The sequence below is a fragment of the Microbacterium sp. EF45047 genome (genome assembly GCF_028472845.1).
Classification (GTDB): Bacteria; Actinomycetota; Actinomycetes; order Actinomycetales; family Microbacteriaceae; genus Microbacterium; species Microbacterium neungamense.
The window spans coordinates 1,241,428-1,264,180 of the sequence record NZ_CP069429.1 but is presented as its reverse complement, the minus strand read 5'-3'; the positions used below and the strand labels follow the sequence as shown (position 1 = coordinate 1,264,180).

The 22,753-nt window shown below is 72.7% G+C and carries 22 protein-coding genes, 3 tRNA genes and 1 pseudogene; 12 read left to right on the top strand and 14 right to left on the bottom strand.

Annotated elements, in window-relative coordinates; all coding sequences use genetic code 11:
- Positions 1–9: 9 nt before the first annotated feature.
- The 3 genes from JRG78_RS06090 to JRG78_RS06080 are packed head-to-tail and all read right to left on the bottom strand — an operon-like array spanning position 10 to position 2,900.
- Positions 10–1,722, bottom strand: coding sequence for a bifunctional 3'-5' exonuclease/DNA polymerase (locus JRG78_RS06090; RefSeq protein WP_442927369.1), 1,713 nt, complete (start codon positions 1,720–1,722; stop codon positions 10–12).
- A gap of 42 nt (positions 1,723–1,764) precedes the next feature.
- Positions 1,765–2,496: a zinc ribbon domain-containing protein gene (locus JRG78_RS06085; protein ID WP_272653784.1), complete on the bottom strand. Its 732-nt coding sequence runs from the start codon at positions 2,494–2,496 to the stop codon at positions 1,765–1,767.
- Positions 2,493–2,900: a YchJ family protein gene (locus JRG78_RS06080; protein ID WP_272653783.1), complete on the bottom strand. Its 408-nt coding sequence runs from the start codon at positions 2,898–2,900 to the stop codon at positions 2,493–2,495. Before JRG78_RS06080 ends, JRG78_RS06085 begins: the two co-directional genes overlap by 4 nt.
- Positions 2,901–3,001: 101 nt before the next feature.
- Between JRG78_RS06080 and JRG78_RS06075 the strand changes: the two genes are divergently transcribed.
- On the top strand, positions 3,002–3,841 hold the full coding sequence (locus JRG78_RS06075) for an aldo/keto reductase (protein ID WP_259608099.1): 840 nt from the start codon (positions 3,002–3,004) through the stop codon (positions 3,839–3,841).
- A gap of 3 nt (positions 3,842–3,844) precedes the next feature.
- On the opposite strand, the gene JRG78_RS06070 is transcribed toward JRG78_RS06075, so the two are convergent.
- Positions 3,845–3,917 (bottom strand) — tRNA-Val (locus JRG78_RS06070).
- Positions 3,918–4,068: 151 nt separating this feature from the next.
- On the opposite strand from JRG78_RS06070, the gene aceE reads away from it, so the two are divergent.
- The 6 genes from aceE to JRG78_RS06040 all read left to right on the top strand — a co-directional run bounded on the left by aceE (position 4,069) and on the right by JRG78_RS06040 (position 11,674).
- Positions 4,069–6,795 carry a pyruvate dehydrogenase (acetyl-transferring), homodimeric type gene (gene aceE / locus JRG78_RS06065; RefSeq protein ID WP_259608097.1) on the top strand — a complete coding sequence of 909 codons (2,727 nt, stop codon included), beginning with the start codon at positions 4,069–4,071 and terminating at the stop codon, positions 6,793–6,795.
- Between the two features lie 29 nt (positions 6,796–6,824).
- Positions 6,825–8,012 carry a PucR family transcriptional regulator gene (locus JRG78_RS06060; RefSeq protein WP_272653797.1) on the top strand — a complete coding sequence of 396 codons (1,188 nt, stop codon included), beginning with the start codon at positions 6,825–6,827 and terminating at the stop codon, positions 8,010–8,012.
- Positions 8,013–8,130: 118 nt separating this feature from the next.
- The gene (locus JRG78_RS06055; RefSeq protein WP_272653782.1) at positions 8,131–9,048 is read left to right on the top strand and encodes an ACP S-malonyltransferase; all 918 of its coding nucleotides are present in this window, start codon (positions 8,131–8,133) and stop codon (positions 9,046–9,048) included.
- A complete protein-coding gene (locus tag JRG78_RS06050) occupies positions 9,045–10,046 on the top strand; it encodes a beta-ketoacyl-ACP synthase III (RefSeq protein WP_272653781.1) in 1,002 nt (333 codons plus the stop codon). The genes JRG78_RS06055 and JRG78_RS06050 overlap by 4 nt, the downstream gene beginning before the upstream one ends.
- Positions 10,047–10,111: 65 nt before the next feature.
- On the top strand, positions 10,112–10,360 hold the full coding sequence (locus tag JRG78_RS06045; RefSeq protein ID WP_272653780.1) for an acyl carrier protein: 249 nt from the start codon (positions 10,112–10,114) through the stop codon (positions 10,358–10,360).
- A gap of 78 nt (positions 10,361–10,438) precedes the next feature.
- Positions 10,439–11,674, top strand: a complete 1,236-nt coding sequence (locus JRG78_RS06040) for a beta-ketoacyl-[acyl-carrier-protein] synthase family protein (RefSeq protein WP_272653779.1) — start codon at positions 10,439–10,441, stop codon at positions 11,672–11,674.
- A 229-nt stretch (positions 11,675–11,903) separates the two neighbouring features.
- On the opposite strand, the gene JRG78_RS06035 is transcribed toward JRG78_RS06040, so the two are convergent.
- Both JRG78_RS06035 and JRG78_RS06030 read right to left on the bottom strand, forming a co-directional pair.
- Positions 11,904–12,407, bottom strand: a complete 504-nt coding sequence (locus tag JRG78_RS06035; protein ID WP_272653778.1) for a DUF3145 domain-containing protein — start codon at positions 12,405–12,407, stop codon at positions 11,904–11,906.
- A 184-nt stretch (positions 12,408–12,591) separates the two neighbouring features.
- Positions 12,592–13,365, bottom strand: a complete 774-nt coding sequence (locus JRG78_RS06030; RefSeq protein ID WP_336297711.1) for a hypothetical protein — start codon at positions 13,363–13,365, stop codon at positions 12,592–12,594.
- Positions 13,366–13,538: 173 nt separating this feature from the next.
- Here JRG78_RS06030 and JRG78_RS06025 point away from each other — a divergent pair, with 173 nt between their 5' ends.
- Positions 13,539–15,536, top strand: coding sequence for a DUF262 domain-containing protein (locus JRG78_RS06025; protein ID WP_272653776.1), 1,998 nt, complete (start codon positions 13,539–13,541; stop codon positions 15,534–15,536).
- Between the two features lie 43 nt (positions 15,537–15,579).
- On the opposite strand, the gene JRG78_RS06020 is transcribed toward JRG78_RS06025, so the two are convergent.
- Positions 15,580–15,792 carry a hypothetical protein gene (locus JRG78_RS06020; protein ID WP_272653775.1) on the bottom strand — a complete coding sequence of 71 codons (213 nt, stop codon included), beginning with the start codon at positions 15,790–15,792 and terminating at the stop codon, positions 15,580–15,582.
- A 101-nt stretch (positions 15,793–15,893) separates the two neighbouring features.
- Between JRG78_RS06020 and JRG78_RS06015 the strand changes: the two genes are divergently transcribed.
- The gene (locus tag JRG78_RS06015) at positions 15,894–16,820 is read left to right on the top strand and encodes a DUF72 domain-containing protein (protein ID WP_272653774.1); all 927 of its coding nucleotides are present in this window, start codon (positions 15,894–15,896) and stop codon (positions 16,818–16,820) included.
- An 8-nt stretch (positions 16,821–16,828) separates the two neighbouring features.
- Here the strand turns inward: JRG78_RS06015 and JRG78_RS06010 are convergent, their stop codons facing one another.
- On the bottom strand, positions 16,829–17,809 hold the full coding sequence (locus JRG78_RS06010; RefSeq protein ID WP_259608087.1) for a YihY/virulence factor BrkB family protein: 981 nt from the start codon (positions 17,807–17,809) through the stop codon (positions 16,829–16,831).
- Between the two features lie 185 nt (positions 17,810–17,994).
- On the opposite strand from JRG78_RS06010, the gene JRG78_RS06005 reads away from it, so the two are divergent.
- Complete coding sequence (locus JRG78_RS06005; protein WP_272653773.1) at positions 17,995–18,297, top strand: hypothetical protein; 303 nt, start codon at positions 17,995–17,997, stop codon at positions 18,295–18,297.
- On the opposite strand, the gene JRG78_RS06000 is transcribed toward JRG78_RS06005, so the two are convergent.
- Positions 18,276–18,352 (bottom strand) — tRNA-Ile (locus JRG78_RS06000). The two genes, JRG78_RS06005 and JRG78_RS06000, sit on opposite strands and share 22 nt — an antisense overlap.
- A 47-nt stretch (positions 18,353–18,399) precedes the next feature.
- A complete protein-coding gene (locus tag JRG78_RS05995; RefSeq protein ID WP_272653772.1) occupies positions 18,400–18,936 on the bottom strand; it encodes a gamma carbonic anhydrase family protein in 537 nt (178 codons plus the stop codon).
- A 139-nt stretch (positions 18,937–19,075) separates the two neighbouring features.
- Between JRG78_RS05995 and JRG78_RS05990 the strand changes: the two genes are divergently transcribed.
- Positions 19,076–19,561 carry a Dps family protein gene (locus JRG78_RS05990; RefSeq protein ID WP_259608083.1) on the top strand — a complete coding sequence of 162 codons (486 nt, stop codon included), beginning with the start codon at positions 19,076–19,078 and terminating at the stop codon, positions 19,559–19,561.
- A gap of 84 nt (positions 19,562–19,645) precedes the next feature.
- Here the strand turns inward: JRG78_RS05990 and JRG78_RS05985 are convergent, their stop codons facing one another.
- Entirely contained in the window at positions 19,646–20,845 is a 1,200-nt protein-coding gene (locus tag JRG78_RS05985; protein WP_272653771.1) for an amidohydrolase, read from the bottom strand.
- Between the two features lie 67 nt (positions 20,846–20,912).
- Positions 20,913–21,578 (bottom strand): annotated as a pseudogene (locus tag JRG78_RS12695) (YihY/virulence factor BrkB family protein); the annotation flags it as partial.
- 200 nt (positions 21,579–21,778) lie between these two features.
- On the opposite strand from JRG78_RS12695, the gene JRG78_RS05975 reads away from it, so the two are divergent.
- Positions 21,779–22,081, top strand: a complete 303-nt coding sequence (locus tag JRG78_RS05975; RefSeq protein ID WP_272653769.1) for a hypothetical protein — start codon at positions 21,779–21,781, stop codon at positions 22,079–22,081.
- On the opposite strand, the gene JRG78_RS05970 is transcribed toward JRG78_RS05975, so the two are convergent.
- Both JRG78_RS05970 and JRG78_RS05965 read right to left on the bottom strand, forming a co-directional pair.
- Positions 22,060–22,136, bottom strand: a tRNA-Ile gene (locus tag JRG78_RS05970). The genes JRG78_RS05975 and JRG78_RS05970 overlap by 22 nt on opposite strands.
- 47 nt (positions 22,137–22,183) lie before the next feature.
- Positions 22,184–22,720, bottom strand: coding sequence for a gamma carbonic anhydrase family protein (locus tag JRG78_RS05965; protein ID WP_259608084.1), 537 nt, complete (start codon positions 22,718–22,720; stop codon positions 22,184–22,186).
- Positions 22,721–22,753: the final 33 nt, after the last annotated feature.

Here is a 22,753-nt window from a genome sequence, read left to right as displayed (position 1 = left end):
CCTTCCAGTCTACGGGTCCTTGCCCGCGTCCCGGCTGATGCGCAGGTCGAGCGGGATGTCGATCTCCACGCCGGGGAACAGCCGGGCGGTCGCCGCCGCCGCCGCGTCCCGCACCGCCGCGGCCGCGGCCTCGGCGTGCTCGGCCGGCGTGTGCACGATGACCTCGTCGTGCAGGAAGAAGGCGAGGTGGGCGCGCGCGGCGAACACGGGGCCGGATGCCGGGGCGGGAACGGATGCCGGGGGCAGCGCGAGCAGCCGGTGCCGGATCTCCGCCAGCCACAGCAGGGCCCACTCCGCCGCGGTGCCCTGCACCACGAAGTTGCGGGTGAACCGTCCGCGGTCGCGCGCCCGGCTGCGCGCGCGGGACTCCTCGGCCCCGCCCGCATCCGGACCGCTCGCGACCGACTGCGCGGTGCGCCACCCGGCATCCGGGCGCGGGGAGGTGCGGCCGAGCAGCGTACTGACCACGCCGCCGTCCTCGCCGACACGCGCGGCCTCGTCGACCAGGCCCATCGCACGCGGGAAGACCGCACGCAGCCGCGGCACCAGCCGCCCGCTCTCCCCCGTCGTGGCGCCGTACATGGCGCCGAGCACCGCATACTTCGCCTCCTCCCGGGTCGCCACCGCGCCGGAGCGGACCACGCCGTCATACAGATCCGAGCCGCGCCCGGCATCCGCCATCGCCCGGTCCCCGGACATCGCCGCGAGCACCCGCGGCTCCAGCTGCGCGACGTCCGCGCGGACCAGCATCCAGCCGTCGTCGGCGCGCACCGCGGGGCGCAGCCGCCGCGGGATCTGCAGCGCCCCGCCGCCCGCGGACGCCCACCGCCCGGTCACCACCCCGCCGGTGAGGTAGACCGGGCGGAAGCGCCCGTCCACCACCCACTCGTCCAGCCAGCCCCAGCCGTTGGCCGTGAACAGGCGGGCGAGCTTCTTGTACCGCAGCAGCGGCGGCACCACGGGATGGTCGCTGCGCGCCAGCTCCCAGCGCGCGGTCGACTCGACGAGCACTCCCGCGCGGTGCAGCGCCCGCAGCAGCCGCGGCGGGCTGTCCGGGTTCACGGCCGGGTCTCCGAGGTGCTCCCCGATCTCCGCCGCCAGCCGGGCCATCGCCCCCGGCCGCCCGCCGCGCAGCGGCCGGGGACCGAGCTCCTCGACGAGGATGCGCTCGTGCACGTCGCGATCCCACGGCAGACCCGCCGCCGTCATCTCCTCGGCGACCAGGGCCCCGGTCGACTCGGCGCGGCACAGCAGCGCCAGCCGGCCGTCGCGCGCGCGGGCGAGCGCCTCCTCCTGCCGCCGCCACTCGGCGAGGATCTCCGCGAATTCCTCGTCGCCGCGGCGGTCGCGGACGGTGAGCTCGAACAGCGCGGGACGGTCGTCGGCGCCGGGCATCGGATCCTCCCGGAGCCACGCGGTGGACGCCGGCAGCGGCTCGTCGAGGGAGGACGTGTCCCGCAGGATCGCGTGGCACAGCAGCAGATCGTGCGCCCTCCGCAGCCGGACGCCGGCCGCCAGCAGCGGCGGATAGAACGCGCGCAGGCTGCGGACCGTCCACCGCGGGGAGACGGCGGCCTCGACATCCGCGATCCACGCCGCCAGACGCTGATCCGGGATGTGCACCGGATCGGCCGCGGCGCCCTCCTCGTCGACGCCCGCGGCGAGCCAGCCGCCCTCGGGGTCGCGCCCGACGACCACGACGGGCGGCGCGGGGTGCTTCACACCGTCCGGTCTAGCACCGGGGGCGGACATCGACGAGGGGGTTCACAGACCGGACTCCTCGGTGCGGACCAGGATGGCTCCGCATTCCGGGCAGGAGGCCAGCTCGTCCGGTGCCGCGCGGCGCACGGCCGTCAGATCGGTGCCGGAGAGCACCATCCGGCATCCCTCGCACACGCCGCGACGCAGCAGCCCGGCGCCGACGCCGCGGGCGGCGCGCCGGTCGTACTCGGCCAGCAGCGCGGGCGGGATGGTGCCTGCCACGGCGGCGCGGTCGCGGGCCAGCCGCTCCCCCTCGGCGGTGGCGGCGGCGACCGCCTCCTTCGCCTTCCGGGTGAGCTCGGAGCCCTCGGCGTTCGTGGCGTCGATGAGCGCCTGCTGCGCGTTCACGGCGGCCTCCGCATCCTCGACGCGCCCCATCACCTCGAGCTCCGCGTCCGCGAGCGCGCTCAGCCGCCGTCCCAGGCTCTCGATCTCGTGCTCCAGCGCCTGCGCCTGCTTCGAATCGCTCGCGGATGCCAGGCGCTCGGCGTCCCGGTCACGCCGCTGCTCGGCGAGGGCGACGTCGGACTCCAGGCGCTTCAGCTCCGCGCGGGCGTCCTCGAGCACGCCGGTGAGCGCGGTGAGCTCGCGCAGCTGCTCCTGCCGGATCCCGGCCAGCTCGGTGATGCGGGCGGCGTGCTCGGGCCTGGTGCGCGCCCGCTCCGCCTGCTGGATGCGACGGTCGAGCTCGGCGATCTCGAGAAGGACGCGCTGGTGTTCGGGACTGGCGTTCACGTCTCCAACCTACCCACTGCCCCGTCCAGGTAGTACCAGCGCCCGCCCTCGCGCCGGAAGCGGCTGCGCTCGCGCATCGAACCGCGCTCGCCGTCGTGCCGGTAGAAGGCCTCGAATGTGACCACTCCCTCGCTGTCGAACGGCCCGCCCGCGGCGGTGCCGAGCACGTCCAGACGTGTCCAGCGGATCTCCGGATCGAGCTCCAGCTCCGCAGGGCGGGTGGACGGATGCCAGGACGCGAGGATGTGGTCGGCGTCGCCGATCGCGAAGGCGGTGAACCGCGACCGCATCAGCCGCTCCGCGGTGGGAGCGACACCGGAGGCGATCACCGGCCCGCAGCATGCGCCGAAGGAGTCCCCGCTCGTGCACGGGCAGCGGTCGGCGGGGTCCGGGCGGTGCGGCATCCTCCCATCGTGGCAGGACCGCCGGCGGGCCGCGACGTAGGCTGTCCGAGGACCGGGCAGACGCCATCCGCAGCTGCCGTGACGACACTCGAGGAGCACGCATGAGCGACATTCCCGCCTTCACCGCGCACAACGGCTTCGCCCTGCCCGCCGTCGGGCTGGGCACCTATCGCCTCAACGGCGAGGCCGGCGCCGCCGCCGTGACCGCCGGCATCGAGGCCGGGTACCGTCTGGTCGACACCGCCTTCAACTACGAGAACGAGGGCGCCGTGGGCCGGGGCGTGCGTGACGCCGGGGTCGACCGCGACGAGATCATCGTGACCACGAAGCTCCCCGGCCGCCACCACGCCGCCGACAAGGCGCGCTGGAGCATCGAGGAGAGCCGCTACCGCCTGGGCCTGGACGCCACCGACCTGCACCTGATCCACTGGCCGAACCCGAGCGTCGGCCTGTACCCCGAGGCGTGGGCGGCGCTCGTGGAGGCGCAGCGCCGCGGCGTGGTGCGCCAGGTCGGCGTGTCCAACTTCCTCCCCGAGCATCTGGACCGCATCGAGGCGGAGACCGGCGTGCGGCCGGTGGCGAACCAGATCGAGGTGCACCCGTACTTCCCGCAGGAGGAGGCGCTGGCGCTGCACGCCGAGCGCGGCATCCTCACCGTGGCGTGGAGCCCGCTGGGCCGCGCGAAGGAGCTGCTGCAGGAGCCGGTGATCGTGGAGGTCGCGCGGGTGCACGGCATCACCCCCGCGCAGGCCGTCATCGCCTGGCACGTCGCGCGGGGAACGGTGTCGATCCCGAAGGCCTCCTCGATCGAGCACCAGCGGGCGAACCTCGAGGCCGCGTCGGTGACGCTCGAGGATGCCGAGGTCGCGGCCATCACCGCCCTGGGCCGCCCCGACGGGCGCCTGTTCGACGCCGACCCGGCGGTGCACGAGGAGATGTGACGGTGGGCCCTGCCGGGGTCGAACCGACGACCTACGGTGTGTAAAACCGTTGCTCTACCAGCTGAGCTAAAGGCCCTGACCGGTCCAGTGTAGCGACGCCGGTTCTCTCCTCCCGCGGCGAAGGGGGATAGGCTGAGCACAGCGCGTGTTGTGCCGAGCCGACAAGGCTCCCCGCGTCGCATCCCGTTTCCTTGGCACGACCTGCCAGCATGACGAAAGGCTCCCCCGTGACCGTCCACGACCAGGATCCGTACTCCCAGGGCCCCCTCGACAGCGACCCGGAGGAGACCAGCGAGTGGCAGCAGTCGCTCGACGAGCTCGTCGACGCGAAGGGCCACGGTCGTGGCCGCGAGATCATGCTGAGCCTGCTCAAGCGCTCCAAGGAGCTGCACCTGGGCGTGCCGATGGTCCCCACCACGGACTACATCAACACGATCGCCCCGGAGAACGAGCCGGAGTTCCCCGGCGACGAGGAGATCGAGCGCCGCTACCGCGCCTGGATCCGCTGGAACGCCGCGATCACGGTGCACCGCGCGCAGCGCCCCGGCATCGGCGTCGGCGGCCACATCTCCACCTATGCCTCGTCCGCCTCGCTGTACGAGGTCGGCTTCAACCACTTCTTCCGCGGCGCCGACCACCCCGGCGGCGGCGACCAGATCTTCATCCAGGGCCACGCCTCCCCGGGCATCTACGCCCGCTCCTTCCTCGAGGGCCGGCTCACCGAGCAGCACCTCGACGGATTCCGGCAGCAGCAGTCGCAGGCCCCGTTCGGCATCCCGTCCTACCCGCACCCGCGGCAGATGCCGGACTACTGGCAGTTCCCGACCGTGTCGATGGGTCTCGGCCCGATCAACGCCATCTACCAGGCGATGTCGAACCGGTACCTGGAGAACCGCGGCATCAAGGACACCTCCGACCAGCACGTCTGGGCGTTCCTCGGCGACGGCGAGATGGACGAGGTGGAGAGCCGCGGCCAGCTGCAGCTCGCGGCGAACGAGGGCCTGGACAACCTCACCTTCGTGATCAACTGCAACCTGCAGCGCCTGGACGGGCCGGTGCGCGGCAACGGCAAGGTCATCCAGGAGCTGGAGTCGTTCTTCCGGGGCGCCGGCTGGAACGTGATCAAGGTCGTCTGGGGTCGCGAGTGGGACGACCTTCTCGCCCGCGACACCGAGGGCGCGCTGCTGAACATCATGAACTCCACGCCGGACGGCGACTACCAGACCTACAAGGCCGAGTCCGGCGCCTACGTGCGCGAGCACTTCTTCGGCAAGGACGAGCGCGCCGCCGCCCTGGTCAAGGACTACACCGACGACCAGATCTGGCACCTGCGCCGCGGCGGCCACGACTACCGCAAGGTGTACGCGGCGTTCAAGGCGGCCGTCGAGCACAAGGGCCAGCCCACCGTCATCCTCGCCAAGACCGTCAAGGGCTACGGTCTCGGGCCGCACTTCGAGGGCCGCAACGCGACCCACCAGATGAAGAAGATGACGCTGGAGAACCTGAAGACCTTCCGCGACACCATGCACATCCCGATCACGGATGCGCAGCTCGAGGAGAACCCGTACCTGCCGCCGTACTACAACCCCGGCCCGCAGGACGAGACCATCCAGTACATGCTCGAGCGCCGCCGCGCGCTCGGCGGCTTCCTGCCCGAGCGGCGCTCCACGCACGTGCCGATCTCCCTGCCGGACGACAGCGCGTACGCCCTGCCGAAGAAGGGCTCGGGCACCCAGGAGGTCGCCACCACGATGGCGTTCGTCCGCCTGCTGAAGGACCTGCTGCGCGCGAAGGACTTCGGCCACCGCATCGTCCCGATCATCCCGGACGAGGCGCGCACCTTCGGCATGGACGCGTACTTCCCGACCGCGAAGATCTACAACCCGAACGGCCAGCACTACACGTCGGTGGACCGCGAGCTGCTGCTGGCCTACAAGGAGAGCCCGCAGGGCCAGATCGTGCACGTCGGCATCAACGAGGCCGGCGCCGTGGCGGCGTTCACCGCGGCGGGCACCTCGTACGCCACGCACGGCGAGCCGCTGATCCCGATCTACATCTTCTACTCGATGTTCGGCTTCCAGCGCACCGGCGACGCGCAGTGGGCGGCCGCCGACCAGATGGCCCGCGGCTTCATCATCGGCGCCACCGCCGGCCGCACCACGCTCACCGGCGAGGGCCTGCAGCACGCCGACGGCCACTCGCACCTGCTCTCCGCCACCAACCCGGCGACGATCTCGTACGACCCGGCGTTCGGCTACGAGATCGCCCACATCGTGCGCTCGGGCCTGGACCGGATGTACGGCGGGCAGCACGAGGACCCGAACGTGATGTACTACATCACCGTCTACAACGAGCCGCTGGTGCAGCCGGCCGAGCCGGAGGGCGTCGACGTGGACGGCATCGTCCGCGGCATCCACCGCATCGCGCAGGGCGAGGGCGACGGACCGCGCACGCAGCTGTTCGCCTCGGGCGTCGGCGTGCCGTGGGCGCTGGAGGCGCAGGAGCTGCTGAAGAACGACTGGGGCGTCGTCGCCGATGTGTGGTCGGTCACCTCGTGGACCGAGCTGCGCCGCGACGGCCTCGCCGCCGACGAGCACAACTTCCTGCACCCGGACGAGGAGCCGCGCACCGCGTACCTCACCGAGAAGCTGCGGGGTGCCGAGGGCCCGGTCATCGGCGTCAGCGACTTCATGCACGCCGTGCAGGACCAGATCCGGCCGTGGGTGCCGCAGCCGTACTACACGCTCGGCGCCGACGACTTCGGCTTCTCCGACACCCGCGCCGCGGCACGCCGCTACTTCAAGATCGACGGCCCGTCGATCGTCGTCCGCGCCCTGCAGGCCCTCGCCGACCAGGGTGCCGTGGACCGCTCCCTCGTGGGCCAGGCGATCGCGAAGTACGACCTGTTCAACGTGAACGCCGGCACGAGCGGGAACGCGGGCGGCGAGAGCTGACCGCCGTGACCGGTTCCTCACAGCCGGCCATGGACAAGGCCGCGACCCTCGTCTGGCTGCGCCGCATCTCCGGCGACCTGGCCACGGCGACGATCAAACGGCTCGAGGAGACGCTGCCCTGGTACGCCGAGATGCCGCCGGCGCGGCGCTCGGCGGTCGGGCTGGTCGCGCAGGCGGGGATCACCGCGTTCATCCAGTGGTACGACGACCCGACCTCCACCCCGTGGATCGCGGCGGACATCTTCGCCGCCGCGCCCCGGGAGCTGCTGCGCAGCGTCAGCCTGCAGCAGACGCTGCAGCTGATCCGGGTGACCGTCGAGGTCACCGAGGAGCGGGTGGCCGGCAAGGGCGAGCACCTGCGCGAGGCCATCCTGCTGTACTCCCGCGACGTCGCCTTCGCCGCCGCGGACGTGTACGCGCGCGCCGCCGAGGCGCGCGGCCTGTGGGATGCCCGGCTGGAGGCGCTCGTCGTCGACTCGATCCTCACCGGCGAGGCCGACGAGGAGCTGCCCAGCCGGATCGCGGCCCTCGGCTGGCACGGTCACGGCGAGGTGTGCGTCATCGTCGGCACCACGCCGCCGCAGTTCGACGTGGACCAGGTGCGGCGCACGGCGCGGAAGCTGTCGGTGGACGTCCTGATCGGCGTGCAGGGGTCGCGGCTCGTCCTCGTGATCGGGCGCGCGCGCGTCCCCGGCCGCGAGCCGGAGGGCGAGGAGCTGCCGTTCGAGGAGATCGCCGCGCGCCTGGAGCCGTCCTTCGGCCCCGGCTACGTCGTGCTCGGGCCGCCCGTGGCGGCGCTGGTGGATGCCGGGCAGAGCGCCCGCGCCGCCCTCGCCGGCTTCGCCGTCGCCCGCGCCTGGCGCAGCGCGCCGCGCCCGGTCGAGGCCGACGACCTGCTGCCCGAGCGGGCCCTCGCCGGGGACGCGCTGGCGAAGCAGACGCTCATCGAGCGGATCTACCGCCCGCTGCAGGCCCACTCCACCGACCTGGTCACGACGCTCTGGAGCTACCTCGACAACGGCCGTTCGCTGGAGGCCACCGCCCGCGAGCTGTTCGTGCACCCGAACACCGTCCGCTACCGGCTGAAGCGCGTCAGCGAGGTGATCGGCTGGGACGCCACCGGTCCCCGGGAGGCGCTGATCCTGCAGACCGCGCTCATCCTGGGCTCCATCGGCACCGCCGAGCCGGTGCGCCGACGGCCGCTCCGCCGGCGCTGATCATGTCGTCGCTGCGCGGCCGCGCGCATCCCTCGGCTGTACGCCACGCACAAGCGGATTCCGGATTGTTGTGAGGGATCATCCACCGTCCGGCCCGGATCGTTGGCAGACTGGTGGGGTGATCGTCGTCGCCTGCCCTGGACAGGGCTCACAGACCCCCGGCTTCCTCTCCCCCTGGCTCGAGCTCCCCGGCGTCGCCGAGCGCCTGGCCGCGTTCTCCGAGGCCGCACAGGTCGATCTCGCCGTGCACGGCACGCAGTCGGATGCCGACACGATCCGCGACACCCGCATCGCGCAGCCGCTCATCGTCGCCGCCTCGATCATCGCCGCCGAGGAGCTGGAGCGGCGCGCCGGGCGCCGTCCCGACGGCCTGGCCGGGCACTCCGTGGGCGAGCTCGCGGCCGTCGCCCTCGCCGGCGTGATCGGCGCGGAGGACGCGCTGCGGCTGGTGGGCGTGCGCGGACGCGCGATGGCGGATGCCGCGGCGCAGGCCGAGACCGGCATGAGCGCGGTGCTGGGCGGCGACCAGGACGCCGTCGTCGCCCGTCTGCACGAGCTGGACCTCACACCGGCGAACTACAACGGCGGCGGCCAGATCGTCGCCGCCGGCGCCCTGCCGGCCCTCGCCGCACTCGCCGAGGAGCCGCTGCGCGGCACCCGCGTCGTGCCGCTGCAGGTCGCCGGCGCCTTCCACACCGCGTACATGGCCCCCGCGGTCGACGCGCTGCGCGAGGCGGTGGCAGGCGTCACCACCTCCGACCCGGGCGTCACCCTGTGGACCAACCGCGACGGCTCCACGGTCGCGGACGGCGCACGCGCACTGGAGCTCATCGTCGACCAGGTGGCCTCGCCGGTGCGCTGGGACCTGTGCATGGCCTCCTTCGCCGAGGCCGGCATCACCGGCATGATCGAGGTGGCGCCGGCCGGCGCCCTGACCGGCCTCGCCAAGCGCGGCCTGCGCGGCGTCCCCGCCGTGGCCGTGAAGACCCCCGAAGACCTCGACGCCGCCGTCGCCCTGCTGAACGGAGAAGCATGACCGCCACCCTCGCCCAGGCATCCGGGCCCGCGTACACCCGCATCTACTCGTTCGGGGCGGCACGGGGCGAGAACGCCGTGCCCAACGAGGACCTCATCGGCCCGATCGACTCCAGCGACGAGTGGATCCGCCAGCGCACCGGCATCATCACCCGCACCCGCGCACTGCCGGAGACCGACACCGTGGACCTGGCCACCATCGCCGCCGCCGAGGCGATCGAGAAGTCCGGCGTCCCGGCGCAGGAGGTCGACCTGGTGATCGTGTCCACGGTCACCAACCCGAAGCAGACGCCCTCCGTGTCGGCCATCGTCGCCGACCGCGTCGGGGCGAACCCGGCCGCCGCGTACGACGTGAACGCCGCGTGCGCGGGCTACGCGTACGCCGTGGCGCAGGCCGACGCGCTGATCCGCGCCGGCGCCGCCCGCTACGCCCTCGTGATCGGCGCGGAGAAGCTCTCCGACGTGGTCGACCCCACCGACCGCAGCATCTCCTTCCTCCTCGGCGACGGCGCCGGCGCCGCCCTGATCGGCCCCAGCGACACCCCCGGCATCGGCCCCGCGGTGTGGGGCTCGGACGGGTCGAAGGCGGATGCCGTGGGCATGAACGCCCCGCTCACCGCCTTCCGCGACGGCCTGGCCCCGTGGCCCACGCTGCGCCAGGAGGGCCAGACCGTGTTCCGCTGGGCGGTGTGGGAGATGGCGAAGGTCGCCCGGGAGGCGCTCGACCGCGCCGGCGTGAAGCCCGAGGACCTCGCGGCCTTCATCCCGCACCAGGCGAACATGCGGATCATCGACGAGTTCGCCAAGCAGCTGAAGCTGCCCGAGACCACCGTGATCGCCCGCGACATCGAGACCACCGGCAACACGTCGGCGGCGTCGATCCCGCTGGCCAGCCACCGGCTGATGACCGAGCACCCGGAGCTGTCCGGCGGGCTGGCGCTGCAGATCGGCTTCGGCGCCGGCCTCGTGTTCGCGGCGCAGGTCATCGTGCTCCCCTGACAACGGCCGGTCGTTCCCTAGACTGTTCCCCGGTTCCGAAACCACCCCCCGAGAAAGAGGAAAACATGGCTCTCACCCACGACGAGGTCCTCGCCGGCCTTGCCGAGCTGATCACCGACGAGACCGGCATCGACGCGTCCGAGGTCGCGATGGAGAAGTCGTTCACCGACGACCTCGACATCGACTCGATCTCGATGATGACGATCGTCGTCAATGCCGAGGAGAAGTTCGGCGTCACCATCCCGGACGACGAGGTCAAGAACCTGAAGACCGTCGCCGACGCCGTCAACTTCATCGTCGCCGGCCAGGAGTAAGCCCTCTGCGGATGCCACCCCCGCCGACCGCGGGGCGTGGCATCCTCTGTCCCCGACCACCCCTACGGAGGATCACCCATGAGCAAGCGCATCGTCGTCACCGGAATCGGAGCGAGCTCGCCGCTCGGCGGCACCGCACCGGAGAGCTGGGCGAACCTCCTCGCCGGAGTGTCGGGGGCCCGCACCCTCGAATACGACTGGGTCGCCGAGTACGAGCTCCCGGTCACCTTCGCCGCCGAGGTGGCCGTGCGCCCCGAGGAGGTGCTCGCCCGTCCCGTCGCGAAGCGCCTCGACCCCTCCTCCCAGCTGGCGATGGTCGCCGCCATGGAGGCCTGGGAGGACGCCGGCTCCCCCGAGGTGGAGCCGGAGCGCCTCGGCGTCGACTTCGCCACCGGGATCGGCGGCGTGTGGACGCTGCTGGACGCGTGGGACACCCTGCGCGAGAAGGGCCCGCGCCGGGTGCTGCCGATGACGGTCCCCATGCTGATGCCGAACGCGGCCGCCGGGAACCTGTCGCTGCACTTCAACGCCCGCGCCTACGCCCGCACCGTCGCCAGCGCCTGCGCCTCCAGCACCGAGTCGCTCGTGAACGCGATCGAGCACCTGCGCGACGGGCTGGCGGACGTGGTGATCGCCGGCGGCACGGAGTCGGCCATCCACCCGATCACGGTCGCGTCGTTCTCCTCCATGCAGGCGCTGTCCCGCCGCAACGACTCCCCCGAGACGGCGTCGCGCCCCGGCGCGATCGACCGCGACGGCTTCGTGATGGGCGAGGGCGCCGCCGCGCTCATCCTGGAGCGCGAGGAACACGCCAGGGCGCGCGGGGCGAAGATCTACGCCTACGTGGTGGGCGGCGGCGTGACCGCCGACTCGTACCACATCACCGCGAACGACCCGGAGGGCCAGGGCGCCGCCCGCGCCGTGCGGATGGCGCTGGAGTCGGCGGACGCCTCCCCCGACGAGGTCACCCACGTGAACGCACACCTCACCTCCACCCCGGTCGGCGATCCGAACGAGTACACCGCGCTGCAGGCCGTGTTCGGCGACCGCATCCGCGAGGTGCCGGTCTCGGGCACGAAGGCGTCCACGGGCCACCTGCTCGGCGGCACCGGGGCCCTGGAGGCCGTGTTCAGCGTCCTCGCGCTGCGCGACCGCGTCGCCCCGCCGACCATCAACATGACCGAGCAGGACCCGGCGGTGCCGTTCCGGCTGTCGGTCGAGCCGCAGCCGCTCGGCGACGGCGACCAGCTGGCCATCAGCAACTCGTTCGGCTTCGGCGGGCACAACGCCGTCGTGGCCTTCCGCAGCGCCTGACCCTTCGACAAGCTCAGGGACCGCCCTTCGACAAGCTCAGGGACCGCCCTTCGACAAGCTCAGGGACCGCCCTTCGACAAGCTCAGGGACCGCACACGACGATGCCCCCGCTTCCCCGCGGGGGCATCGTACGTTGTGCGGAGGATTCGCCTTCTCGGTTCCAGGGACGACTCACCGGGTCCCGGTACTCGCGCCTCCTCCGCAGGTCCTCATCGCGACCGGCTCACGGCTAGCCGACCTTGTGCAGCCACACGACGCGGGCGTCGTCGCTGGCGTGACGGAACGGCTCGAGCTCCTCGTCCCACGCCGAGCCGAGCGCGACGTCCAGCTCGCGCTGCAGCTCGACCGGGTTGCCGGCGGCGATCTCCATCGCGTAGCGGATGCGGTCCTCGCCGACGACGATGTTGCCCGCGGCATCCGTCTGCGCGTAGTGGATGCCGAGGTCGGGCGTGTGCAGCCAGCGCCCGCCGTCGCTGCGCGGCGTGGGATCCTCGGTGACCTCGAAGCGCAGGTGCTCCCAGCCGCGGATCGCGGTCGCCAGGGCGGCGCCGGTGCCCACCGGCCCGTCCCAGAAGAACTCGGCCCGGCGCGTGCCCTCCTGGACGGGCTGATCCGCCCAGTCGAAGCTGACGGCACGACCGAGAGCGCGTCCGACCGCCCATTCCAGGTGCGGGCAGAGCGCGCGAGGAGCGGAGTGGATGAACACCACTCCGCGTGCGTAACCCGTCGCCATGATCTCTCCGTTTCATCAGGTGCGTCTTCCCCTACGACCTGACCGAGCGATCCCGGCGAGCTATGCGGTTGTACGGCGATTATCACCCACTTCCGCGGGAATCACAAGCGTGTCATTCCACGGGAAGGGCCCCGGTTCCGCGAGCGCGTCGCGGTCGGGGCCCTTCGGCAGAGGAGGAGGCGGCTCAGGCCTCGCTCATCGCCTGCTTGACCTGCTGGCCCTTCGCGGCGTAATAGGCGGCGCGGGCGGCGTCACGACGCGCCTGCTCGGCGTAGCCGGCCTCGAGCACGTCCTGCGGGACGGGGTAGTTCTCGACCTCGTCGGTGCCGTGGTACTTCTCGATGTACGCGTCGAGCTCGGGGCCCGAGGTCCACGAGGTGATCAGGCAGTAGCGCGGCTCGGTGCCGTTGTGGGTGGCGGCGTGCCACAGGCGCTGGGTGTCGACGATCAGCTGCGCGCCGGCCGGCAGGGCGATGCGGTACTCGATGCTCGGGTCGGTGCGGTTCTCGCGCAGGACGAAGTAGCTGTCCTTGTCGTCGGTCAGGTTGAAGAAGCCGCGCACGACCCAGCCGGTGCCGTCCGGGTTCAGGCGGTTGTTGTCGTCCTGGTGCAGGTTGTACAGGCACTCGCCGTACGGGGTCGGCTGCAGTTCGATGACGCGGCAGCGGCCGACGTTCGCGCCCGGCTCCTGCGCGCGGCGGGTGAGGTTCGGCGCCTTCTCCACCTGCGACTCGATCCAGACGCCGTCCTTGTCGGTCCGCGGCGGCTTGTGGTTCCAGAACCCGTTGCACTCGATCTCGCCCTTGGCGCTGGCGAGCGGCGCGAACCGGGTGTCACCCGAGGACTTCCAGTCGACGTACTCGATGTCCAGCCACTCCTTGGGGTCGGCCTCCTGGTCGTAACGGTCCAGGACGACGAAGCCCTTCTCCTCGAGCGCTGCGGACTTGATGTATCCCATGATGCGAGTCATGTTCCTTTCGTACGGGGCCAGCGAAGTTTTTACAGGCCCACTTAGGCAAGCCTACATCGGGCCCCTGAGCGGCCCCGGGAGCCCGGGCCGGGCGGAGGCCGGCGGCTAGACTCGACGGGGCGGCTCTCGCATCCCCGCCCCTCCGGAGGCATCACACAGTCATGGCAACGGCGACCAATGTCGAAGCAACCGCAACAGGCACGATCGAATGGCTCTCCGCCCCGTCCACGAACATCGTGGTCCCGGTCTACCAGCGCCAGTACCGCTGGGACATCGGCGGATGCGAGAAGCTGCTCTCCGACATCCGCGCCGTCGCCGCCGAGGACGACTCGCACCGCCACTTCATCGGCTCGATCCTGTCCGCCCAGGACGCCTCCGGCGCCGACCTCATCCTCATCGACGGGCAGCAGCGGATCACCACGGTGATGCTGCTGATCGCGGCGCTGCACCACGCCGTCCGCGACACCGACCCGGCCATGGCGGCCGAGCTGGAGCGCGTGCTGGTGCGGCAGGACGACCCGTCGCGCACCAAGCTGCGCCCGCACCACGCCTGGGCCGACCTGTACGAGTCCGTCGTGCTCGACCGTCGCGACGACGCCGACCGGGAGTCCCGCTTCGACGACAACTACGCGTTCTTCCGCAGCCAGGTGCACGCCGAGGAGGCGCCCCGGGTGTGGCGCGGGCTGCAGAAGCTGGAGCACGTGTCGATCACGCTCGGCGCCGAGGCGAACGCCCAGCAGATCTTCGAGAGCCTGAACTCGACCGGCGAGCCGCTGCGGGACCACGAGCTGATCCACAACTACATCCTGATGGGGCTCTCGCACGCCGAGCAGCTGGCCGTCGAGGAGGAGTTCTGGCTGCCGATCGAGCGCAGCACCGGCGAGACGATCGGCGCGTTCTGGCGGCACTACCTGGTGATGACGACGGGGCGGGAGGTGGCCGCCGCGGGGGAGCACGGCGTGTACGCCGCCTTCCGCAGCTCGTTCCCGCGCGTGGACCTGGAGCGCCTGCGCTCCGAGGCGACGGTGTGGCGCGAGTACGCGGAGATCTACGGCACCCTGCTCGACCCGTCGCGCGAGCCCGACCATGAGATCCGCCGTCAGCTCGGCTTCCTGAACACGTTCGGTCGGATCGCCTACCCGCTGGCGATGAGCGCCTACGGCGACCACCGCCGCGGCCTCATCGACCGCGCCGAGCTGATCGAGACGCTGGAGTGGGTGCAGGCGATGTTCCTGCGCCGCGCGATCGTCGGCCTCCCCCCGGAGCGCCTGATCGCACGGCTGTGCCGGGCCAGGACGCAGGGACGCGACGCCCTGATGCGCGCCGTGGCCCGCATCACGCCGTCCGACGAGCGCGTCTCCGCGGTGCTGAAGTACGGCGAGCTGCCGCACGCCGCGTACGTGCTCGGCCGCCTGGAGGGGGTCGAGGACGTCGCCGGCTTCGACGTGGAGCACATCGTGCCGGCCGCGCCGGCGGACAGCTGGTCGGGTGACGGCATCCGTCCGTGGAGCGAGTACAGCGAGGACGAGCAGAACAGCCACCGTGCGCTCGCGCCGACCCTGGGCAACCTCACCCTGCTCGAGCAGGAGCTCGCCGAGCGCGTCTTCGGCGCCCCCTTCCCGGTCAAGCGGGACGAGGCGTACGCGCGCAGCGCGGTCGCCGCCACGCGGGCGCTCACCGGGACGGATGCCTGGGGCACGGCCGCGATCGCGCAGCGGACCGCGGCGCTCACCGAAGAGCTGGTGCGGATCTGGGCGCGGCCGGCGCTGCCGGAGATCGACGACGACGGCCTCACCCCGATCCTGGACGCGGTGCGCCGGCGCGGCTGGCCGGCCGGCTGGGAGCGCGAGTTCGACTATGTCGAGTACCGCGGCGAGCACTGGGAGATCAAGGACGTGAAGGCCCTGTTCAACCGGGTGTTCCGGCGGGCGTGGACGGACGATCGCCGTGCCGCCGTGGCGTACAGCGCGCGCCACGGTGGCCCGATCTACGACGCGATGGCGTGGAAAGGCCACTGGGACGCGCTCGACGAGGAGCACTTCCTCTACATGGGCTGGGACTCCAACTACATGATGAACGCCATCCAGGGCGTGCTCGAGGAGTCCGGCATCGCGCCCGAGGTGTTCGTGAAGTACTCCTACATCGGCAACGTGATGTGACCGCTCCCGCCGCGGGTGACCACGCGGGCCGCGGGGCGACCCGTCACTCCTCCTCGTCGAGGTCGTCCACGCCGGGCACCTCGAGGGACTGCTCGAACACGTCGGCGGGGTCGGCGTGGATGTCCTCGGCCCTCGGCACGGCCGGCGTGACCGGCTGCTCGGGGTCGGCCGCGTCGGTCTCCCACGCCTCGCGCTCCTGATCCAGACGGTCCCCCTCGGGGACGTCGGCGACGGGGTCGTCCTGGAACCCGCTCATGTGGTCCTCCTTCCGGCGGTCGTCCTCCCAGCATGCCCGGTCGGCGGCATCCGCGGGAAGGGGCTTGCGCGGCGCGGGCCGCGCCTGCGTAGCATCGCGGGATGAGCACGGATGCCGCGGCGACGCCGGCCGGTCCGGCCGGCCGGGTGCGCGTGGGCACGTCCGGGTGGCGGTACGCCTCCTGGCGCGGCGACTTCTACCCGCGGGGGCTGCCGCAGCGACGCGAGCTGGAGCACATCGGGCGCACGATGTCGACGGTCGAGCTGAACGGATCGTTCTACTCGCTGCAGCGTCCGGAGAGCTACCGCCGCTGGCGGCAGAGCGTGCCGGACGGCTTCGTGTTCGCGGTGAAGGGGTCGCGCTACATCACGCACATGCTGCGGCTGCGCGAGCCGCGCACCGCCCTGGCGAACTTCCTCGCCTCCGGCGTGCTCGCCCTGGGACCGGCGCTCGGGCCGATGCTGTGGCAGCTTCCGGCGCGCCAGGACTTCGAGCCCGAGGTCGTCGGTGCGTTCCTGGCCGCGCTCCCGCGCACCACCGGAGAGGCGCTCGAGATCGCCCGAGAGCACGACGAGCGTCTGCAGGGGCGGGCCTGGCTGAGCGTCGACGAGGACCGCCCGCTGCGTCACGCCCTCGAGCCGCGGTCGCCGAGCTTCCACGACGAGGCGTTCGCCGCGCTGCTGCGCGAGCACGGCGCGGCGATGACCGTCGCGGACACCGCCGGCCGCTGGCCGCAACGACGCGCGCGGGCATGCCCCGCACGACGCGGTCGCGCTGGCCCGACGGGTCGGCGACGCCCCGGTGGAGGTGCGATGAAGCGGCTCCCCGTGACCTCGAGCGCCCTCGCCGCCGTCGGCTACGACCGGGCGACGGCGGTGCTGGAGGTCGAGTTCCGCAGCGGCGAGGTGTACCGCTATTACGCGGTGCCGGCATCCGTGCATCGCGAGCTGCTCGCGGCGCCCAGCCTCGGCCGGTTCTTCGCCGAGCGCATCCGCGACCGCTACCCGACCGAGCACCTGCGCGCCTGAGGCGCCGCTCAGGAGCGCCGGATCCGCCGGGCCTCCTGCACCTCGTCCGCCTCGCGCCGGGTCTCCGCGGCGATCCGCCGCGTGTCGCGCAGCGGCAGCTGCACCCGCCGCTCCGCCGGCAGCCCCGCCCGCAGCTCGCGCGCCCGCTCGATCTCCACGTCGAAGAGCACCCCGACCAGCAGCGCCATGTTCGCGATCCACAGCCACAGCAGGAACAGCACGGCGCCGGCGAAGGCGCCGTAGATCCGGCCGTAGTCGGCGATGCCGACGGCGAAGAAGCCGAAGGCGGCGGATGCTGCGGCGAGCACGGCGATCGCGATCACGGCGCCGACGCTCACCCAGCGGAAGCGCGGCTGCTCCACGTTCGGGGCGAAGTAGTAGAGCACCGCGACCACGAGCACCACGAGGAGGAGCAGTGCGGGCCACCGCAGGATCCGCCAGGCGGCGAGCACCGGCTCCCCCGCACCGAGGAGATCGGCGAGAGCCTGCGCGAGCGGCCACGACGCGACGGCCAGGGAGACGGCGGCGAGCACCAGCACGAACACGAGCACGGTCACCAGCAGGTGCGCCGGCTTCGCCTTCCAGTACGGCCGACCCTCGGTGACGCCGTACACCCCGTTCATCGTGCGTCCGAGGGCGGTGATGTAGCGGGCGACGGTCCACAGCGCGATGACGAGGCCGATCGTCAGGGCCACTCCGGCCCCGGAGGCGGTGGCGAGCTCCTCGATCGGCTCCTGCACCGCGGCGGCCACCTCCGGCGAGAGCACCTCGCCGATGAGGTCGAGCACCACCCGCTCCGCGTCCCGGCGACGCCCGAACAGGCCGACGAGGGCGAACCCGGCGATGAGCGTCGGGAACAGGGCGAGCAGCGCGTAGAAGGCCAGGCCCGCGGCGGCGTTCGGGCATTCGTTGGCCGTGAACCCGTGCACGACGCGCCGGACGATGTGCGCCGCGATCCGGCGCCTGCTCCCCATGCGCGTGCTCCCCACGCCGGTAGCCTGCACCGTTCCCGCCGGGTGCGCACCTCCCTTGCCCGGAAGCGGATGCCGGTGCTACGGCGCCCGTCCCCGGCGGGCACCGCGGCGGAGTATAGCCGCGCCCTGCCCGCTGTCGAGGGCCTGGGGCGGCCGCGGCGCGGCTCGTAGCATCGGATGCCACTCCGAAGGAGGGATCCATGGACGAGCAGCAACAGGACGAGAAGGATCAGCGGGACCGCCGGGAGCGGCCGGAAGAGCCGACGACCGAGGAGCTCGAGGAGCCGAGCACGGAGAAGGATCCCGGCGAAGAGCCGAAGGCCCCGCCGCGGACCGAGCCGGAGCCGGACCACCAGGCCATCGGCATCGGCGTGATCGGCGGGCCCCAGACCGACCCGGACGCGGCGGCCGGCGGCGGCGACAGCGTCGGGGACGCCGTCGGCGGCGGTAGTGCGACGGCCGGCGGCGACGCCGGCGCGGATGGTGGGGCCGGTGGGATTTGAACCCACGATCGTCGGGTTATGAGCCCGCTGCCTTGACCAGCTTGGCCACGGCCCCGTGAGGATCCAGCCTACCGGTGCGCTCCGGCCGCGGCGGCGACGGGATCAGAGGGCGGTCGCGTTCCGGTGGGTCTGCACGTGGCGGAGGTAGATCTCGGCGTTCTCGATCAGCCCGGAGCGCTCCTCCTCGGTGAGCGCCCGGCGCACCTTCGCCGGCACCCCGGCGACGAGCGACCCGTCCGGCACCTCGGTGCCGCCGAGCACGACCGCGCCGCCGGCGACCAGGCATCCGCGGCCGATCACGGCGCCGCTGAGGATCACGGCGCCCATCCCGATCAGCGACCCGTCGCCGATGCGGCAACCGTGCACCACCGCGTTGTGCCCGATCGACACCTTCGCGCCGATCTCCGCGGCGTGGCCGCTGTCGACGTGCACCGAGACGTTGTCCTGCACGTTGCTGCCCGCCCCCACCGTGATCGGGGCGGAATCGCCGCGCAGCACGGCGTTGTACCAGACGCTGGCGCCGGGTGCCAGGCGCACCTCGCCGACGATGCGGGCGCCGGCGGCGACGAAGGCGTCCTCGGCGAGCTCGGGACGGCGATCGGGAAGGGCGATGACGGATGCTCCGGGGGCGACGGTCATGCTGCCGAGACTACCGCGATCGCGGTCGCTCCCCCGGAATCCCGCGGCACTAAGCGTTGCCTCAGCTTGCTTGCGGAATGCGGAGGGCTGAGTAGCGTTGGACATGTCAGGCCCGGAAAACACACATTCGGAGGATCCCATGAGCAAGGCACAGACCGTCCCCACCACCGCCGTCGACCCGACCATCGCGGCCGCCGCCGCACAGTTCCTCTCCCCGATCGTCCTGGGTCTGGAGGCGCTCACCGTCAACGGCAAGCAGGCGCACTGGCACGTCCGCGGCGCGAACTTCGTCGGCGTCCACGAGCTGCTCGACACGATCGTCGCCCACGCGGGCGAGTTCGCCGACACCGCCGCGGAGCGGATCGTCGCGCTCGGCCTGCCGATCGACGCCCGCCTGTCCACCGTCGCGGAGAAGGCCGGGAAGACCGCCGTTCCCGCCGGCTTCACCCAGTCCGACGACCTCGTCCGCGCCGTGATCAGCGACATCGACGCGATCCTCGCCGACGTCAAGGCCGCGATCGAGGGCCTGGACGAGGTCGACCTGACCAGCCAGGACGTCGCGATCGAGATCATGCGCGGTCTCGAGAAGGACCGCTGGTTCCTGGTCTCCCACATCGCCGCCTGACGCCCGACGACCCGAGCCCGCCCGTTCCCGACCCCGGGAGCGGGCGGGCTCCGTCGTGTCGGCCGCGTGGTCTCCGGTTTCGTCTCAGCCGAGGTGCGTGAGGCGTCCGCCCAGCAGCGTCGCCGCCACCGGCATCCCGCGCAGCTCGGCGGCCGACGCCGTCCGCGGGTCCCGCCCGCACACGGCGAGGTCGGCGTCCGCTCCGGGGCGCAGCTCCGCCTCCCCGTGCCGGCTGCTCGCGCGCAGGGCGGTGGACACGGGCACCCGCTCCTCGGGATGCCAGGGCGCCCGGTCGTCCCCGGTGCGGGCGACCGCGGCGGCGATGCCCAGCCAGGGGTCCAGCGGCGCGACCGGGGCATCCGATCCGAACCGCACCGGGACGCCGGCGGCGAACAGCGAGGCGAGCGGATAGCCGATGGCGTCCTGGTCGCGCCACAGACGCGTCGCGAGATCCCTGTCGTCCACGGCGTGCTGCGGCTGCACGCTCGCGACGACGCCGAGCCGGCCGAACCGGGCGAGATCGGCGTGCCGCACCAGCTGCGCGTGTTCGATGGTGCCGCGCGCCTGCGTGTAGGTGAACGCGTCGAGCGCCGCGGCCACGGCGCGGTCGCCGATCGCGTGCACCGCGACGTCGATGCCGGCCGCGGTCGCCGTGGTGAGCAGCTCGCGCAGCTCGTCCGGTGCGATGGTGAGCACGCCGGTGTTGCCGGGGTCGTCGGCGTAGGCGTGCGAGCAGGCGGCGGTGCGGGTGCCCAGGGATCCGTCGGAGATGAGCTTGAGCGGGCCGACCCGCACCAGCCCGCCGGTATCCGGGAGCTCCGCACCGGTGCGCAGGCCCTCGTCGATCGCGCGGGTCAGCCCGGGCGGGTAGAACGCGAACTCGACATGGTGCAGGTCGAAGCCGGCCACGCAGCGCCGCCGCCACGCTTCGGCGTTCCAGGCCATGTCGAAGTCCACGATCCCGGTCACGCCGCGCGCCGCTGCGCGGCGTCCGGCCTCCTGCACCGCGGCGTCCGCCAGCGCGTCGTCTGCGGCGTTCAGCCGGCGGGAGATCTCGAAGGCCTCCTCCTCGCGCAGCATGCCGTCCTGGGCGGGCGGGAAGCCCTCCCGCCGGAACGCGGCCGAGTTCAGCCACACGCTGTGCACGTCGGCGTTGATCAGGTAGGTCGGCACGTCGCCGGTGACCGCGTCCAGGGCGGCGAGGTCCGGGCGATCGGGCCACAGGCCGTCGCGCATGCCGGCGCCGACACGGCGGCCGTCGGGCAGCGGTGCGGCGGCCGCCATCACCGCCGCCGTAGTCGGCGATGCCGACGGCGAAGAAGCCGAAGGCGGCGGATGCTGCGGCGAGCACGGCGATCGCGATCACGGCGCCGACGCTCACCCAGCGGAAGCGCGGCTGCTCCACGTTCGGGGCGAAGTAGTAGAGCACCGCGACCACGAGCACCACGAGGAGGAGCAGTGCGGGCCACCGCAGGATCCGCCAGGCGGCGAGCACCGGCTCCCCCGCACCGAGGAGGTCGGCGAGAGCCTGCGCGAGCGGCCACGACGCGACGGCCAGGGAGACGGCGGCGAGCACCAGCACGAACACGAGCACGGTCACCAGCAGGTGCGCCGGCTTCGCCTTCCAGTACGGCCGACCCTCGGTGACGCCGTACACCCCGTTCATCGTGCGTCCGAGGGCGGTGATGTAGCGGGCGACGGTCCACAGCGCGATGACGAGGCCGATCGTCAGGGCCACTCCGGCCCCGGAGGCGGTGGCGAGCTCCTCGATCGGCTCCTGCACCGCGGCGGCCACCTCCGGCGAGAGCACCTCGCCGATGAGGTCGAGCACCACCCGCTCCGCGTCCCGGCGACGCCCGAACAGGCCGACGAGGGCGAACCCGGCGATGAGCGTCGGGAACAGGGCGAGCAGCGCGTAGAAGGCCAGGCCCGCGGCGGCGTTCGGGCATTCGTTGGCCGTGAACCCGTGCACGACGCGCCGGACGATGTGCGCCGCGATCCGGCGCCTGCTCCCCATGCGCGTGCTCCCCACGCCGGTAGCCTGCACCGTTCCCGCCGGGTGCGCACCTCCCTTGCCCGGAAGCGGATGCCGGTGCTACGGCGCCCGTCCCCGGCGGGCACCGCGGCGGAGTATAGCCGCGCCCTGCCCGCTGTCGAGGGCCTGGGGCGGCCGCGGCGCGGCTCGTAGCATCGGATGCCACTCCGAAGGAGGGATCCATGGACGAGCAGCAACAGGACGAGAAGGGTCAGCGGGACCGCCGGGAGCGGCCGGAAGAGCCGACGACCGAGGATCTCGAGGAGCCGAGCACGGAGAAGGATCCCGGCGAAGAGCCGAAGGCCCCGCCGCGGACCGAGCCGGAGCCGGACCACCAGGCCATCGGCATCGGCGTGATCGGCGGGCCCCAGACCGACCCGGACGCGGCGGCCGGCGGCGGCGACAGCGTCGGGGACGCCGTCGGCGGCGGTAGTGCGACGGCCGGCGGCGACGCCGGCGCGGATGGTGGGGCCGGTGGGACTTGAACCCACGATCGTCGGGTTATGAGCCCGCTGCCTTGACCAGCTTGGCCACGGCCCCGTGAGGATCCAGCCTACCGGTGCGCTCCGGCCGCGGCGGCGACGGGATCAGAGGGCGGTCGCGTTCCGGTGGGTCTGCACGTGGCGGAGGTAGATCTCGGCGTTCTCGATCAGCCCGGAGCGCTCCTCCTCGGTGAGCGCCCGGCGCACCTTCGCCGGCACCCCGGCGACGAGCGACCCGTCCGGCACCTCGGTGCCGCCGAGCACGACCGCGCCGCCGGCGACCAGGCATCCGCGGCCGATCACGGCGCCGCTGAGGATCACGGCGCCCATCCCGATCAGCGACCCGTCGCCGATGCGGCAACCGTGCACCACCGCGTTGTGCCCGATCGACACCTTCGCGCCGATCTCCGCGGCGTGGCCGCTGTCGACGTGCACCGAGACGTTGTCCTGCACGTTGCTGCCCGCCCCCACCGTGATCGGGGCGGAATCGCCGCGCAGCACGGCGTTGTACCAGACGCTGGCGCCGCGTGCCAGGCGCACCTCGCCGACGATGCGGGCGCCGGCGGCGACGAAGGCGTCCTCGGCGAGCTCGGGACGGCGATCGGGAAGGGCGATGACGGATGCTCCGGGGGCGACGGTCATGCTGCCGAGACTACCGCGATCGCGGTCGCTCCC

Coding starts and splice junctions, on each gene's coding strand:
- JRG78_RS05995 (WP_272653772.1), bottom strand. CDS start 18,936: ATGACCGTCGCCCCCGGAGCATCCGTCATCGCCCTTCCCGATCGCCGT.
- JRG78_RS05975 (WP_272653769.1), top strand. CDS start 21,779: ATGGACGAGCAGCAACAGGACGAGAAGGGTCAGCGGGACCGCCGGGAG.
- JRG78_RS06025 (WP_272653776.1), top strand. CDS start 13,539: ATGGCAACGGCGACCAATGTCGAAGCAACCGCAACAGGCACGATCGAA.
- JRG78_RS06050 (WP_272653781.1), top strand. CDS start 9,045: ATGACCGCCACCCTCGCCCAGGCATCCGGGCCCGCGTACACCCGCATC.
- JRG78_RS05990 (WP_259608083.1), top strand. CDS start 19,076: ATGAGCAAGGCACAGACCGTCCCCACCACCGCCGTCGACCCGACCATC.
- JRG78_RS06035 (WP_272653778.1), bottom strand. CDS start 12,407: ATGGCGACGGGTTACGCACGCGGAGTGGTGTTCATCCACTCCGCTCCT.
- JRG78_RS06080 (WP_272653783.1), bottom strand. CDS start 2,900: ATGCCGCACCGCCCGGACCCCGCCGACCGCTGCCCGTGCACGAGCGGG.
- JRG78_RS05985 (WP_272653771.1), bottom strand. CDS start 20,845: ATGGCGGCCGCCGCACCGCTGCCCGACGGCCGCCGTGTCGGCGCCGGC.
- JRG78_RS06060 (WP_272653797.1), top strand. CDS start 6,825: ATGGACAAGGCCGCGACCCTCGTCTGGCTGCGCCGCATCTCCGGCGAC.
- JRG78_RS06030 (WP_336297711.1), bottom strand. CDS start 13,365: ATGGGATACATCAAGTCCGCAGCGCTCGAGGAGAAGGGCTTCGTCGTC.
- JRG78_RS06020 (WP_272653775.1), bottom strand. CDS start 15,792: ATGAGCGGGTTCCAGGACGACCCCGTCGCCGACGTCCCCGAGGGGGAC.
- JRG78_RS06040 (WP_272653779.1), top strand. CDS start 10,439: ATGAGCAAGCGCATCGTCGTCACCGGAATCGGAGCGAGCTCGCCGCTC.
- JRG78_RS05965 (WP_259608084.1), bottom strand. CDS start 22,720: ATGACCGTCGCCCCCGGAGCATCCGTCATCGCCCTTCCCGATCGCCGT.
- JRG78_RS06015 (WP_272653774.1), top strand. CDS start 15,894: ATGAGCACGGATGCCGCGGCGACGCCGGCCGGTCCGGCCGGCCGGGTG.
- JRG78_RS06005 (WP_272653773.1), top strand. CDS start 17,995: ATGGACGAGCAGCAACAGGACGAGAAGGATCAGCGGGACCGCCGGGAG.
- JRG78_RS06045 (WP_272653780.1), top strand. CDS start 10,112: ATGGCTCTCACCCACGACGAGGTCCTCGCCGGCCTTGCCGAGCTGATC.
- JRG78_RS06075 (WP_259608099.1), top strand. CDS start 3,002: ATGAGCGACATTCCCGCCTTCACCGCGCACAACGGCTTCGCCCTGCCC.